General features: G+C 55.5%; 14 protein-coding genes. 10 read left to right on the forward strand and 4 right to left on the reverse strand.

Going from position 1 to position 15,258, the window contains the following annotated elements:
• Positions 1 to 4: 4 nt before the first annotated feature.
• The 4 genes from KB235_RS13565 (at position 5) to KB235_RS13580 (ending at position 4,276) form a co-directional block, all read left to right on the forward strand.
• Entirely contained in the window at positions 5 to 931 is a 927-nt protein-coding gene (locus KB235_RS13565; RefSeq protein WP_034805330.1) for a carbohydrate kinase family protein, read from the forward strand.
• 66 nt (positions 932 to 997) lie between these two features.
• Positions 998 to 1,432 (forward strand): NUDIX domain-containing protein, encoded by a 435-nt coding sequence (locus KB235_RS13570; protein WP_034815823.1) that lies wholly within the window; start codon positions 998 to 1,000, stop codon positions 1,430 to 1,432.
• Positions 1,433 to 1,499: 67 nt separating this feature from the next.
• A complete protein-coding gene (locus tag KB235_RS13575; protein ID WP_211779902.1) occupies positions 1,500 to 2,447 on the forward strand; it encodes a YihY/virulence factor BrkB family protein in 948 nt (315 codons plus the stop codon).
• 179 nt (positions 2,448 to 2,626) lie between these two features.
• On the forward strand, positions 2,627 to 4,276 hold the full coding sequence (locus KB235_RS13580) for an IS1182 family transposase (RefSeq protein WP_211779903.1): 1,650 nt from the start codon (positions 2,627 to 2,629) through the stop codon (positions 4,274 to 4,276).
• 23 nt (positions 4,277 to 4,299) lie between these two features.
• Here the strand turns inward: KB235_RS13580 and KB235_RS13585 are convergent, their stop codons facing one another.
• Positions 4,300 to 4,851, reverse strand: coding sequence for a beta-class carbonic anhydrase (locus KB235_RS13585; protein ID WP_211779904.1), 552 nt, complete (start codon positions 4,849 to 4,851; stop codon positions 4,300 to 4,302).
• An 18-nt stretch (positions 4,852 to 4,869) separates the two neighbouring features.
• A complete protein-coding gene (locus KB235_RS13590; RefSeq protein WP_211779905.1) occupies positions 4,870 to 5,769 on the reverse strand; it encodes a 1,4-dihydroxy-2-naphthoate polyprenyltransferase in 900 nt (299 codons plus the stop codon).
• A 148-nt stretch (positions 5,770 to 5,917) separates the two neighbouring features.
• Between KB235_RS13590 and KB235_RS13595 the strand changes: the two genes are divergently transcribed.
• From KB235_RS13595 to menC, 6 genes are read left to right on the forward strand one after another with little or no spacing between them, the layout of a single operon-like run.
• Positions 5,918 to 7,303: an isochorismate synthase gene (locus tag KB235_RS13595; RefSeq protein WP_034815762.1), complete on the forward strand. Its 1,386-nt coding sequence runs from the start codon at positions 5,918 to 5,920 to the stop codon at positions 7,301 to 7,303.
• Positions 7,300 to 8,949 carry a 2-succinyl-5-enolpyruvyl-6-hydroxy-3-cyclohexene-1-carboxylic-acid synthase gene (menD, locus tag KB235_RS13600; protein ID WP_211779906.1) on the forward strand — a complete coding sequence of 550 codons (1,650 nt, stop codon included), beginning with the start codon at positions 7,300 to 7,302 and terminating at the stop codon, positions 8,947 to 8,949. Before KB235_RS13595 ends, menD begins: the two co-directional genes overlap by 4 nt.
• Entirely contained in the window at positions 8,946 to 9,767 is an 822-nt protein-coding gene (locus tag KB235_RS13605) for an alpha/beta fold hydrolase (RefSeq protein ID WP_235193359.1), read from the forward strand. Before menD ends, KB235_RS13605 begins: the two co-directional genes overlap by 4 nt.
• On the forward strand, positions 9,727 to 10,551 hold the full coding sequence (gene menB / locus KB235_RS13610) for a 1,4-dihydroxy-2-naphthoyl-CoA synthase (RefSeq protein ID WP_034803849.1): 825 nt from the start codon (positions 9,727 to 9,729) through the stop codon (positions 10,549 to 10,551). The genes KB235_RS13605 and menB overlap by 41 nt, the downstream gene beginning before the upstream one ends.
• A 49-nt stretch (positions 10,552 to 10,600) precedes the next feature.
• On the forward strand, positions 10,601 to 11,965 hold the full coding sequence (gene menE / locus KB235_RS13615) for an o-succinylbenzoate--CoA ligase (RefSeq protein WP_211779907.1): 1,365 nt from the start codon (positions 10,601 to 10,603) through the stop codon (positions 11,963 to 11,965).
• Positions 11,949 to 13,016, forward strand: a complete 1,068-nt coding sequence (menC, locus tag KB235_RS13620) for an o-succinylbenzoate synthase (RefSeq protein ID WP_034815768.1) — start codon at positions 11,949 to 11,951, stop codon at positions 13,014 to 13,016. The genes menE and menC overlap by 17 nt, the downstream gene beginning before the upstream one ends.
• Before the next feature lie 282 nt (positions 13,017 to 13,298).
• On the opposite strand, the gene map is transcribed toward menC, so the two are convergent.
• Both map and KB235_RS13630 read right to left on the reverse strand, forming a co-directional pair.
• Positions 13,299 to 14,048, reverse strand: coding sequence for a type I methionyl aminopeptidase (map, locus tag KB235_RS13625; RefSeq protein WP_211779908.1), 750 nt, complete (start codon positions 14,046 to 14,048; stop codon positions 13,299 to 13,301).
• A gap of 14 nt (positions 14,049 to 14,062) precedes the next feature.
• Positions 14,063 to 15,244 (reverse strand): EAL-associated domain-containing protein, encoded by a 1,182-nt coding sequence (locus KB235_RS13630; RefSeq protein WP_211779909.1) that lies wholly within the window; start codon positions 15,242 to 15,244, stop codon positions 14,063 to 14,065.
• Positions 15,245 to 15,258: the final 14 nt, after the last annotated feature.

Here is a 15,258-nt window from a genome sequence, read left to right on the forward strand (position 1 = left end):
AGGTATGAATACGATTGCAGTAATCGGCAAAGTGTTTGTCGACATAAAAGGAACGTCGTTCGCCCCGCTCCATAAAGATGCGAAAAACGTCGGAGATATCGCCTTTTCAAACGGTGGCACCGGACGCAACGTCGCTCAGAACTTAGGTGTGCTCGGTAACGATGTTCGGTTCGTCTCGACCGTGACGAACGATCAAATCGGAATCGGTGTCCTCGAAGAACTCCGCAGTTTGAACGTCAATGTCGAACACGTCGACTTGCTCGAAGACAACGGTATGGGTATGTGGCTCGCGGTCATGGACAATAACGGTGACCTCCAGACGTCAATCTCTAAACAACCTGATGAGGCGATGTTGGAACAATGCATCCTCCGTCGCATCGATACCGTGTTCGCCGAGAGCGCGGCTGTCGCCATCGACCTCGACTTATCGGTCAACGTCTTGAACGAGACGATTGAATTGTGCCGCGAGATGAAGCTCCCGCTATACGGTGTATGCGGCCATCTCTCGGTCATCGAACGCAACCGTCACTTGCTCCAAGGGTTCACGGGCTTCATCTGTAGCCGCGAAGAAGCCGAGATTCTCTCGGATATGTCCATCGTCACGGTTGACGATGCCCTTCGCGTCGCCGAGGTGCTCGCCATGAAAGGCGCGCCGCTCACGATTGTCACGATGAGCGAGCTCGGCGCCGTCTACGTCGACCTTCGTACGAACGAACAAGGTCACGTGCCGACGACGAAAGTGAAAGTTGCCGACTCCACAGGCGCCGGGGATTCCTTCTTCTCTGCCGTTATTTCCGAGCTCATGAAAGAGCATTCGATTGAAGATGCACTTCGTCTCGGCATGCGTGTCGCCGGGAAAGTCATCGGCTCTCATGACAACGGACTGACGCCTGAGATGTATGCTTCACTTGAACAACCAACACGTGACTGAGCTAACGCATCGACCGCCGTGTCGATGCGTTTTGTTCTCGGTTTTAAGAAAGGAATGATTGAATTCATGAGAACGAAACAACGGAGCGCCATCATTCTCGTCAATGAACAAGATGAGATTGCCCTCATTCGTCGCGAAAAAGCTGACGTCCTTTATTATGTCTTCCCGGGCGGAGGTGTCGAATTTGGCCATACGACCGAAGAAACGGCGATACGCGAAGCGCACGAGGAACTCGGCGTACACGTCGAACTTGAAGGCGTCGCCGCCCATGTCGCATTCAACGGTGAATTGAACCCCTACTACTGGGCCCGCGTCACCGGTGGCGAATTCGGGACCGGGACGGGCGAAGAGTTTCAAGCCGAACAGACGGAAGGATCCTACACACCGATGTGGATCAAACGGAGTGCACTCAGCCACCTTCCCGTCCGTCCGCCCTCGCTCGCAGAATTGCTTAGTCAGTCTTCAGAGCGCTTTTACGACAAAACATTGGCCGAAGATTGAATTTATAGTGTAACCTCCTCACAAATCGGGAAGATAGTTTCTAACGATAACGTTCAGGAGGCATGTTATGGACACGAAAGAAGTGAAAGAAAAAAAGAATTGGCTCGCGTTCGGAAAAGAATTATTGCGCCGATTTAAAGATCATAACGTCCAAGACTTTGGTGCGACGCTCGCTTTTTTTTGGTTTTTATCTATTTTCCCAGGAATCATCTTCATTCTGGCGCTGCTGTCGTTCTTTGACATCACACAGGCGTCATTCCAAGAGCAGTTGAACAACTTGGCCCCAGGCGCGGCCGCGACCGTATTCCTATCGGGCATCTTTGAAGCGCTCGGGGAACCGCGTGGCGGACTGCTCTCCATCGGTGCGATTTTAGCGATTTGGTCGGCCTCGAAAGGGGTCGAGCGGCTCATCAACATGGCGATTCACGCCTACGGGGAAGACAACGAACGAAATTTCTTTGTCAGTAAAGGCATCGCCCTCGGATTGACGTTCTTACTCGGTGTTGGCGTATTGCTCCTCATCGTCTCGAACGTGTTCGGGTCGCAGATCATCTCGTTCCTTATGGAATTCCTTCCGATTTCCGGGGCCGAGGTCATCTTAATCAATATTTTTCGTTACGCGCTGACGACGGTCATCTTGATTTTGACGCTGTCGATTTTCTATAAAATCGCACCCCAGCAACACGTCTTTTGGAAGAGCACGATTCCAGGCGCCATTTTCGGGGTCATCACGTGGCAACTCGTCTCGCTCGGGTTTAGTCTATACGTGTCGAACTTCGGAAACTACGATTCGACGTACGGTTCGCTCGGCGGAATTATCGTGACACTATTATGGCTTCAATTGACCGGTATGATCATCTTGATCGGCTCCGAGATCAACGCCACGTGGATGCGATTCTTCAAGTCCCCAAGCGAACAAGAATATGAACGTGATTTCAAGAAGAACAAGAAAGCGAAGAAAAAAGGCGAAACAGAAGACGATTATAAAGATATCCCAATCAATACGTACGGATAAGAAAGAGGCTGGGACATAACTCAGTAGATTTATAACAAAGAGGCCCCCGGGAGCGACTTGTTCGCTCACGGGGGCCTCTTGTCATTTTTATGGGTTCGTGCACACATTTTGGACTAAACAGATAGGGGCGACCTCTGATAAAGTTAAAGTGACCAAACCATAACTTTGGAGGTGCCCCCATGTACAAAGAGTATACCATGAACCAATTGGTTTTGCCCCTAGATTTAGAAGTCCGTCTCCAGGAAAACGATATCGCCTTCGCCGTCCACGACCTCGTCGAACAGATCCCCGACGAGGCCTTCGAGCCGTTCTGGCGAACGACGGGCTGCCCGGCCTATCATCCGCGCATGATGATGAAGATCGTCCTTTGCGCCTACACGCAGTCCGCTTTCTCGGGCCGAAAGATCGAAGGGCTACTCAAGGACAGCCTTCGGATGATGTGGCTCGCCCAGGGCCACGAGCCGAGTTATCGGACGATCAACCGTTTCCGCGTCCACCCGGCCGTCGCCCCGATCCTGAAGGCCGCGTTCGTCGCCTTCAGATGCCATCTCGTCGAGACCGGCGAGATCGACGAGGAGGCGATCTTCATCGACGGCACGAAGATCGAGGCGAACGCCAACCGTTATACGTTCGTCTGGCGGAGGGCGGTCGAGCGATACAGCGCCGCGCTCGTCGAGAAGTCGAACCAACTGTACGACGAACTGATGTCCGACCAGGTCATCCCCGAAATCGAACGGGAGAGCCCGGACGCGCTCTCGGTCCAAGAACTCGAACAGGTCGCCGCACGACTCGAAGAAAAGATCGAGGCCATCGACGAGGAGATCGCCTCGACGACCGACGTCGCCGAACGGAAACGATTGCGTGCGGAACGGAAGGTGCCCCGTCGTCTCCACAAACAGGCCGCCGATTTCGCCGCCCGGAAACGCCGATACGAGGAGCACATGGCCATCTTCGGCACACGGAACAGTTACTCGAAGACCGACAGGGACGCGACGTTCATGCGGATGAAAGAAGATCACATGAAGAACGGCCAACTGAAGCCCGGCTACAACGTCCAGATCGCAACCGAAGGTCAGTACACGCTCGCCTATGACGTCTATCCGAACCCGACCGACATGAAGACGTTGATCCCGTTCCTCGACGAGGTCGAAACGTTCCTCGACCTGCCCGCCCATATCGTCGCCGACGCGGGATACGGGAGCCAGCCGAACTACACAGACATCCTCGAGCGCCGGGGGCGCCTGCCCTTGATCCCGCACACGATGTACCGGAAGGAACAGAAGAAGAAATGGCGCGAGGACCCGTTCAACACCGCGAACTGGGCGTACGATGGCGAGACCGACACGTTCACGTGCCCGGACGGGAGACGGCTCCCGTTCAGCCATGAGTCCCAAAGGACCGACCGGGACGGCTTCCCCCGCGACTTCCGTGTGTACGAGTGCGAGAGCTGCGACGGCTGCCCGTTCCGAGAGTTGTGCACGAAGGCCGAACCGGGGAGACACCGCCAGGTCAGCGTGAACGGGGCCTGGGAAGAACAAAAGCATATGATGAGAACGCTGCTTTCGGATGAGAAAACCGGTGCCCTCTACGCCCGACGCAAGACGGACGTGGAACCAGTTTTTGGATATCTGAAGGCCAATTTGGGTTTCACCCGCTTCTCCGTCAGGGGAAAACAGCGCGTGAAACGCGAGCTCGGCTTCGCCCTCATGGCGGCGAACCTACGGAAGTTCATCGCCAAAGGCATCGGGGGAAGTGCAAAGAAGGGGTCCGGCCACCGAAAATCGGTGACCGGACCCCTCTTTTTCTTAAAAAGCTCTAAAGCCGGCTAGTTATGTCCCAGCCTCTTTCTTATTCACACCTCGACGACGTCGAGTCGCCCCGTTCCCGGGTCGATGACAAATCCATGGACGTTCGTTTCCGGTGGCAAGAGCGGATGATTCTTAATCAAGCTGACCGAGTTCATGACGTTCGCCTCGACCGAATCGAATCCGTGCAACCACTTCTCCAAATCCATCCCGGACGCTTTGAGTGTTTGAAGCGTCTGAGGGTCAATCCCCCGCCGCTCCATCTCAGCAATGACCGCATTCGGGTCGATCGCGGCCATCCCACAATCATAGTGCCCGATCACGATAACCTCTTCGGCACCGAGCGCGTACAAGGCGACGAGAATCGAGCGCATGACCGAACCGAACGGATGCGACAAGACGGCCCCTGCGTTCTTGATAATCTTCGCATCCCCGTTCTTTAGTCCGAGCGCCTGTGGCAACAATGCCGTCAGCCGAGTGTCCATACACGTCAAAATAACGATTTTTTTATCCGGAAATTTATCGGATACGAACGGCTCATACTTCTTTTCTGTCACGAACTGTTTATTGAACGCTAACATGTCTTTTACGACTGTCATCTTCCCCACTCCTTTTCGTTATGCGATGATTCTAGCGACCAATAACCCGATGACCATCCACGCCCCAAACAGCGTGTTCACTTTCGCGGTCATCGCCATCGCCGGCATGAGCTCGATCGGTTCACGTTCCACCCAGAAACGTTTCACCGCCCGAATCATGAGCGGAACGGTGAGTAACGATAAGAGCACCCACGGCGTAACGCCGTACACGACGACACCGACCATGATGCCGACGAGTGCCGTCATGAAGAATCCAGCCAACACGAGCACCGCCCGACGGTGGCCGACGAGACACGCGATCGTCTTGCGCCCATTTTCTTTATCATTGTCCAAATCTCGGATGTTGTTGGCGAGTAAAATCGCCCCGATCAACAGCGCCATCGGGAACGAGACGATGAGTAGCTCGGTCGTCACCGCCCCGACTTGGATATACCCGGAAATCCCGATGATGACGTATCCCATGAACAGGCCGGCGACAAGCTCGCCGAACGGTGTATACGCAATCGGGAACGGACCGCCCGTGTACAAATAGCCGACGACCATCGACAAGGCGCCAATCCATAGTAAGTGCCAGCTCGTGGACGCGGCGATATACAGACCGAGTGTGGCCGCGACTCCGTACATCCCGAGTGCAATCCAAAGCACTTGATTCGGCGCGAAGCCGTCACGGACGATTGAGCCGCCGATGCCAATCGACCCTTCATGGTCCAGACCACGTTTATAGTCATAGTATTCGTTAAATAAGTTCGTTGCGATTTGAATCAAGACCGACGCGATGAGCATTGCTAAAAACAATCCCCATTTTAACTCGACTTGACCGACGACGATAAACGTCCCGAGCAACACCGGAATAAAGCTTGCCGTCAACGTATGCGGCCGAATCATGCGCCAGTATGCGCCTTTTTCTCTCTGTTTCATCTCTTCCCCTCCCTTCGTTAGTTTACGTCTACGTAAAAAAATCTGTCAATGCCCGCCGTTTCCTCGAGCATTTGACAGGCGGGTCAGCAGCCAAGTCATGATACACTAAAAGATGAGAATTCTATCGGATTGAGGAGGCTTTTCGTTCATGCCAGATACTCAAACACATATTAAACAACGAATCGAACAGGCCCATAAACGTGCCCGCGCTTGGCAACGTCCTGTCCTTGCGTCTTACACGTGGGAAATCCCTTCGTTCGATGCGTTTCATATCATTCAAAACACGGAAACGTCCCATTATTATTTCACTTCCGCTGACCGTTCCCTCGAGATGCTCGGCTGTGCCGACGCCCTCGTTCTAACAGCGTCAGGTGCGGAGCGCTTTCAGCGACTACAGTACGACTGGAGCTTGCATCGCCGAGACGTCGACGCGATTTTATACGCGTTCTCGGGCTTTTCATTCGATACGTTCGTTCGGCCTCAAAAGAACATGTGGGAAGCGTTTGGGGAAGCTTCTCTCGTCGTGCCGAAATTTTTATATCGCCGGCTCGGCGATACGCACACGCTGACCGTGTCGACGCTCGTATCGGCAAAACAATCGGTCGAACAGTACTTGATTCAATTGGCAGACCAGTTGGCCCAGTTTAGCTCGCTCCAGACGCCAGACAGCCCGTCCCCTACGTATACGCAAGTGAAGAATGGGGTCGATCATTTTAAGTCGAGCTTCCAACAAGCCAAACAAGCGATCAAGGAAGAAAAAGTTGAAAAGATTGTCATCGCCCGAGAAGAGATTTACCAGACGTCCGATGAAGCGTTTCCGTTTGCCGAGACGTTACGTCATCTCGAAGCGCAACAGCTCGGAAGCTACATCTTCTTATATCAACCGAAACGAGAAATGGGCTTCTTCGGCGCTACGCCAGAGCGATTAGTGAAAAAAGAGGGACCGTATATCGAGACGGCCGCCATCGCCGGGACGACGAAACGTCCACTCTCAGAAGACGAAGCCGAGGCGGCGAAAGCGCACTTGCTTCACGATCAGAAAAACCTTGAAGAGCATGATATCGTCGTCAAATCGATTAAACACGCACTCGCACCTTATTCGGCGACCATTAAAGCGCCTGAGTCACCTCGCATATTACAGACCCGCTCCGTCTACCACCTGCATACGCCGATTCAAGCGACACTCGATACGAACGCCTCGCTCTTATCGATTATCGAGTCGCTCCATCCGACGCCTGCCCTTGGCGGATACCCGAAACGGACATCCGTCAGGCTGCTTCGTGACATCGAGCGATTCGACCGCGGTTGGTACGGATCCCCGTTCGGATGGCTCAGTACCGAGGGCGAAGGCGAGTTTGTCGTTTCTATTCGTTCGGCGCTCGTCCATCACCAATTTGTCGCGATGTATGCAGGCTGTGGAATCGTCCAAGAGTCTGAGCTCGAATCAGAATTAGCAGAGACCGAGATGAAACTGAGCCCAATCAAAGAAGCGCTCGGATTAAATCGCGTCACACCAGGAGGCAGTCCATCATGAACGACACGTTAACGGGATGGGTCGCCCATATGGTGAACCGGCTCGTCGAACAAGGCGTCACGGACGTCGTCATCAGTCCCGGCTCTCGTTCGACGCCGCTCGCCATGGCCGCCTATCTCCATCCAGAAATCCGGCATCACATCGTCGTGGACGAACGTTCGGCCGCCTACTTCGCGCTCGGTTTGACCCGCTCGGGTGAAACGATTCGACCGGTCGCACTCGTCTGCACGAGCGGAACGGCCGCGACGAACTATTTCTCCGCCGTCGCCGAGGCGATGATTGCGCAATTGCCGCTCGTCGTCTTGACGACCGATCGACCGCACGAGTTGCGAAACGTCGGTGCACCGCAAGCCATCGATCAAGTTCGTCTCTACGGGGAACACGTCAAAGCGAGTGTCGACTTGCCGGTACCAGACGATGCCGCGCTTTCCTACATGGGTCAGACGATGAGCCGGCTCGTCCGGCTCGCCACCGCGGCGCCGCTCGGACCGGTTCACGTGAACGTCCCGTTCCGTGAACCGCTCGTACCGGACATCGACCAGTTGAAGGCGCGCTTTTGTTCGACACGTTCACCGAGCGAGCCGACTTACGTCCGTCCGACACCCCAAGATATATCACGGTTCATTGAATACGCCCACGTCGAACGGCTCGCCTTCGTCGTCGGACCTGGTACACCTGACGGCTGGTTAGCAGCCATTCACGAGACGGCATCCGTCCATCGTATTCCGATTTTCGCAGATCCGCTCAGTGGAATGCGACGCTTCGAGAACGTATGTGTCAACTATGATACGTGGCTCGCGAGCGAGCATCGGGATAAATGGCTTCCCGATACGACCATCCGTTTCGGGGCCGCCCCGGTATCGAAGCGATTGAATCAATGGCTCGGAAGCACGACACAAGTCGTCATCGAACAACTCGGCTCGTTCCGCGACCCTTCTAGTATGGCGACCGTCGTCTACGGGGATGCTCGGGACTATTTGCGGGAAATCGACAGCACGTATGACGAGGTGTACCATGCGCGCCTCGAGTCGTTCGAACGGGTGACAGAGGCCGCGAAAGGTGGGCTGACAGGAGAGAGCGCATTGACACGCCACCTGCTCCAAACATCAATCGAGCGCTTATTCGTCAGCAACAGCATGCCGATTCGTGATGTCGACACGACGCTAAGCGCCGGTCGACGCATCAACGTCCTCGCCAATCGCGGTGCGAATGGGATTGACGGGATTTTATCGAGTGCACTCGGCGCTTGCTATGACACGGAACACGCCGCCCTGCTCGTCGGCGACTTGGCGTTTTATCACGACAGTAACGCGTTACAGTTGTTGAAGACGCACCCGGGGACGTTCTCGGTCGTCGTTGTCAACAACAATGGCGGCGGCATCTTCTCGTTCTTGCCACAAGCATCCATCGAGCCGCAACTATTCGAAGACTTGTTCGGCACCCCGCTCGAGTTGAATATCCATGGATTCGCCGACACGTACGGACTGAGCTATCGTCTCGTCGAAGAGCCAGAAGCCGTGCAAGAAGCCATCGAAGCGGGGGTCCAATTGATCGAGTTCCCGTCTGACCGGGCCGCGAACGTCACCGCCCATCGCGAATGGACAGCTTTACTCTGCGACCGGTTGACGTTGGAGAACGGGACGTGATTCGTCGAATCCGAGATGTCGATTATGAACTGTTCGACCACGGGAGCGGACGGCCCGTGCTCCTCTTGCATGGGTTTACCGGGCGAGGGGATTGGTTCGACCGCTTCCCCGACCTGTCTGTACGCCTCGTCTCCCCGTCGCTCCTCGGACACGGCGGGACGAGCCATCGCGATGTCAATCGGATGCGGATGAGTCAGCAAGTCCGGGACTTGTCTAACCTGCTCGACCTCGACGATCGACCGTGGACGGTCATCGGCTACTCACTCGGTGGTCGAATCGGTATGACGTTAGCCGCATGTGACGACCGGGTCGAGCATTTCATCGGGATTAGCACGACCCCGGGACTCGAATCCGCAATCGAACGGCGTGAGCGTAGAGCACAAGACGCAGAGCTCGCCGCTTTCCTCGAGCAACGTGGCATCGAGGCGTTCGTCGACCGGTGGGAACGGCTCCCGCTTTGGCATCAGACCGACGAGATGCGCGCGACGCTTCGTCTGGAGCGGCTCGCCCAACGTCCCGAGGCGCTAGCGGATAGCCTCCGTGCCATCGGGAGCGGCAGCATGCCATCTATCTGGCCGATGCTCGACCGTTTGCCGCGTACCGATTTGATTGTCGGAGGACGCGACGTCAAATTCAAAGATATCGCGAGACGGATGCAAGCACGACAACCACATATTCAACTATACGAAATTCCTGACGCCGGCCATGCTCCACATATCGAGAATGCCCAACAATTTGGTACAATGATAGAGAAATTGATTTTAGGGGGAAATGAGAATGGAATCAGTAGCAAACTGGACATCGGTCCGAACGTATGAAGATATTAAATACGAGAAATGGAACGGGATCGCCAAAATCACGATCAACCGCCCGGAAGTGCGGAACGCTTTCCGTCCACTAACGGTAAACGAATTGATTGACGCGTTCGCCCGCGCCCGTGACGACAAGGAAGTCGGCGTCATCATCTTGACAGGCGAAGGCGAAAAAGCATTCTGTTCAGGCGGCGACCAAAAGGTTCGTGGCCACGGTGGATACGTCGGTGACGATGAAATCCCACGTTTGAACGTCCTCGACCTTCAACGCTTGATTCGCGTCATCCCGAAACCGGTCATCGCGATGGTCGCCGGTTTCGCCATCGGCGGCGGACACGTCTTGCACGTCGTCTGTGACTTGACGATTGCCGCGGATAACGCACGTTTCGGTCAAACCGGACCAAAAGTCGGTTCGTTCGACGCTGGATACGGCTCAGGCTATTTGGCGCGCATCATCGGCCATAAGAAAGCCCGTGAGATTTGGTACTTGTGCCGTCAGTACGACGCACAAGAAGCACTCGACATGGGACTCGTCAACACGGTCGTCCCACTCGAGCAACTTGAAGCCGAAACGATTCAATGGTGCCAAGAGATTTTGCAACACTCACCGACTGCACTCCGTTTCTTGAAAGCCGCGATGAACGCGGACACGGACGGCCTCGCAGGTCTTCAACAGCTCGCAGGGGATGCGACGCTCCTTTATTACACGACAGACGAAGCAAAAGAAGGACGCGACGCGTTCAAAGAAAAACGCGACCCGGACTTCGGTCAGTTCCCGCGTTTCCCTTAATCTGTACGAGAGTAGCGACTTCGCTACTCTTTTTTTGGAGGTATGCCTGATGAATGCACTGAACCATCCGACTGATCACATCGCCCTCGTCACGGCCGGACGCCGTTTGACATGGGGCACGTTGTGGAACGAGAGCGCACGCCTCGCGCACTATGTGAAACGGAACGCACCCGATGCCCGTCATATCGGACTGTATGCTGCCAATAGCGCCGAGTACGTCATCGCTGTCCATGCCGTTCTCTTACTCGGGAAAGTGCTCGTCCCACTGAACACACGGTTGACGAAAAGTGAGATCAAGATGCAACTCGAGACGGCGGATGTCGATCTTTTGCTCGTCGACGAAACGTGCGACGTCCCGGTTCCCCAGCTGACGCTCACGATGCGCGACGACGAACCGATCTCTGACTTCCACGCGTGGAAACAAGACGAGGTCATGTCGCTCATGTTCACGTCCGGGACGACCGGACGCGCGAAAGCGGTCAAGCAGACGTACGGCAACCATGTCGCAAGCGCCGTGGCCGCTCGAGAGCACCTCGGCTATGGCACACGCGACCGCATGCTCATCGTCACCCCGCTGTTTCATATGAGCGGGCTCGCCCAAGTGTATCGGGCCGCCTGTTTCGGTTCGACATTATACGTGGAACCGAAGTTCGACGCCGCCCGTACGCTCGACTTGATTACACGCGAACACATCACCCACGTTTCACTCGTCGCCGTCATGCTCGACCGGTTGCTCGCAATCGGACTACAGCGCCAAGCCCTGCGCGTCGTACTCGTCGGGGGTGGCCCAGTACCGAAGCCGCTCCTCGAGGAAGCCGAGCGCCGTCACATCCCGGTCGCCCAAACGTACGGCATGACCGAGACGTGCTCCCAAGTGGCGACGTTACTCCCGTCGGAAGCACTCGACCATCTCGGTTCTAGCGGTCGAGCCATCTTGCCGACACGAGTCCGCATTAATCCAGATGGCGAGATTGAAGTGAGCGGTCCGACCGTGACACCCGGCTACTACAAGCAACCAGAAGCCGACGCGTGGACGACAGACGGGTTTTGGCGGACCGGAGACTTGGGTACAATCCAAGACGGCTATTTGTACGTCCACGACCGAAGAAGCGACTTAATCATCTCAGGGGGCGAGAACGTCTACCCGGCCGAGATCGAGAGCGTGCTCCGGCGTTGCCCTGGCATTGAAGACGCCGGGGTCACCGGACGCCTTGATGCGACATGGGGAACCGTCCCTGTCGCGTATATCGTCGGGTCGTATGACCCGCTCGAACTGGAACGCTTGCTGACGGAACACTTAGCCAGCTATAAACATCCGAAAGCGTTCTATTCCGTCCGTGAACTCCCACGCAACGCAAACGGGAAATTGATGCGCCATCGCCTAAAGGAGACCGCTTATGATTCGACACGCTGAATTATATATCGTCCCATTGACGTTCAAACATCCGATCGTGACCGCCCACTCCGTCCTCTCGACCCGACGGACGATCATTCTCCGGCTCGAGACGACGGACGGCCTCATCGGATACGGGGAAGGGGTTGCTTTTGAGACGCCCTGGTATACGGCAGAGACGGTTCGCTCGACAATCGATGTCTCGACGCTCATCACCAACCTGTTAGCGGGGCAGTCCGTGTCACCCCACTCGTTTCCGGCGCTCGTCCGATCCATCATTGGCCATCCGATGGCCAAGGCGATGTGGGAGAGTGCCTGTTGGGAGATTGAAGCAGCCCGGCAACAGAAGACACTCAAACAACTGCTCGATGCGGGTGACACGGTCGACTGCGGACGAACGATTGGGATCGGTCTTCTGGCCCAGACGCTGAAATCGATTGAAGGGGCACTCGAGTCGGGTTTCGACCGCATCAAGCTGAAGGCAGCACCGGAAGAGTTGTTGTACTCGTTGAACGAGATTCGTGCCGTCTTCCCCGATGCCCCCCTCATGATCGATTTGAACGGGAGCGGGGTCGAACAGCCGCTCTCGTGGTTCGAACAGTTGGATGCGCATCGCCTCTTGATGATTGAACAGCCGTACCCGAGCACATATTGGGCTGCGTCTACCGATTTACAAGTCCGGCTCGAGACACCGATTTGTCTCGACGAGTCCATCACATGCCGGCAAGACGTCGAGACGATGACCAGACTCGGTGCCGGCCGCATCGTCAACATTAAACCGGCCCGCGTCGGCGGCTTGACCGAGGCGCTCGCCATCCGTGAAACGAACGTACCGTATTGGGTCGGCGGCATGTATGAGTCCGCAATCGGTCGTTACCATACGCTCTTGTTCGCTTCCTTGAGCGGTGCCGCTTACCCAGCCGACATGGCGGGAACGAGCGCCTATTTCGAGACCGATTTGCTCGACACACCGCTCGAGGTTAACGGCGGACAGCTCATCATCCCGGACGACCCGCGACCTGATTGGGCAAAGATCCGGCGCTTAGCCGAAGAGACGATTCAGCTGAAATAAAAAGGCAGATGACGGGCGTCATCTGCCTCAGGCTGTTGACGAACCCATTCGCAAAAAGCGGCTCGGTTCGTCTTTTTTGTGTTCAAGGAGATCGAGTCCCCCAGAAAAACACAAACGGCCACCCGACGGCGACCGTTGGTGTTGCTCGTCCGACGGAGACCCAGCAGCGACGCGAGTCGCGATGCGGCTCCGGGATTGCCTGCGGAAAGCGTGGGCGCCGGAAGGACGAGCGATTCAATTGATGTTAGTCAACAAGCTGAGGCAGTCAACGGAACGAACCCGTCAACGGAACGAACCCGTCAACACTTCAAAGCCGTCCTCGGTGACGACGACCGTATGTTCAAATTGCGATACGAGACTATTGTTTGGCGTGAAGAGCGACCAACCGTCCTCTTCCGACTGATAGACGACTTCGTCTTTCGTCGAGATGAACGTCTCGATAGCAATGACTTGGCCGACTTTCAAGATGTCGTTCTCTTCCCGGTTGTAGTAGTTCGAAATCGACTCCGGCTCCCCATGGAGTGTACGCCCCAACCCGTGTCCGGCCAAGTTGCGGATTACCGTGAAGCCGTTCTTTCTTGCATCGGCGTAAATCGCCTTTCCGATTTGGTTCACTTTCGTCCCGGCTTTCACTTTGCTGAGCCCAGCTTCAAGCGATGTGAGCGACACTTCGACGAGCCGTTCGTGCTGTGATGATTTTGGCGTACCGGCGATGACCGTCCGCCCGGTGTCCGCGTAATAACCGTCCTTCACAGCCGAAACATCGATGTTGACGAGGTCCCCGTCTTGAATGACAAGTTCGCCTGGGATGCCATGTGCGGCAATCTCGTTGACCGAGATGCACGTATAGCCCGGAAACTCGTACATCGTGATCGGCGCCGATGCCGCTCCTTCTGCTTCGAGAATTCGTTGTCCGATCTCATCCAGCTGTTTCGTCGTCATTCCCGGTGTGACGGCTTTCGCCATCTCATCCCGGGCCAAGGCGACGATGCGTCCAATTTCACGTAACGCGTCGTAATCATAATCAAGCATCATATATCCCTCTTTCAGTCTAATAATCGATTTTGGTATAAGTATTCCTCCGACAAGTCGGCGAATAAGAACATGCCATCTGGCAACGGATAGCTAAACGTCCGCGTCACTTCATTCGAGCTGAAGTCTCGATAGTCATCGGATAAATAACCGCGCCCGCGAACACGCATCGCCGCCATCGTCTGAATGAAATACGGACGAAAGCTCCAGTTGTAACCCCGATACGTATTGTCGACTCTCCATTCGGCATCCGCCTGATAAACGTTCGCACTCGTCTGGAAACCGGTACGGTCGGTCAAATAATACCGCACGAACTTCCCTTCGAGCTTCGTCGCGATATGAAGTAGCCACTCATCCTTCTTGTCACGGGACCACTTTCCGGCCGCGAGCTCTTGGATTTGACGGTGTAACTCAAATTCGAGTTCATAGAGGCGCTGCAACCGTTCTTGGTCGTGAAGAAAGAATGACGGTACTTCTTGCGCGAGGACGTTCATCCCTTTCATCTCCAGAACAGGCGACGTCGCTCGCTGGCCAAGCAGTCCGCCCATGTAAAAACGCCCACCGTGTTGCCACGCGTAACGCAACTGCCCGACGTGATCGATTGATTTATAGAGGAGCGGAGCCCCGAGCTTTGAAGCGATATACTCCATCGTTTGCAACATGTGCGGGTACGTCACCGGCAACGTCTTCTTCTCGACCATCGTCGCTAAGTCCACGAGTAATAGCTCCGGCGCGATGGCCATGATGTCCTCGATGCTCGTCGACTCAGCGAAATCGAGCGCGATTTTCACCCCGTATGAACGATAATACTGGACGACGCGCGACAGTCTCGATACGTCGACGAGATCGGTCCCTTGAATCGTCACGTAAATGCGATGGAGCGGGAAGTTCAGTTCGTGAAGCGGCGCAAGGAACGCTTCGCCCCCTGCTTCAAGAATCCATTCGGCCCGGCATCGAAACGTGACGAACTGTTTCGCATCTCGCAGCGACTCCGCAGCCAAACGTTCCATCCGTTTTGCGATGTCGAGCTGATACTCGACCGGCACGTCGTCATCATAAAAGAACGATGTGAGCGAGTCACCCCTGAACTGGCCATGCACCATATAGCCTTCGACTTGAAACGTAGCCGCCCCAAGAATCGGCTCATACGTCACCTCGACTTCGTCTGGATTCATCATCACATCCACTGCATCCACTCGTCATCACCTCA

The organism is Exiguobacterium alkaliphilum (assembly GCF_018138125.1).
GTDB lineage: Bacteria > Bacillota > Bacilli > Exiguobacteriales > Exiguobacteriaceae > Exiguobacterium > Exiguobacterium alkaliphilum.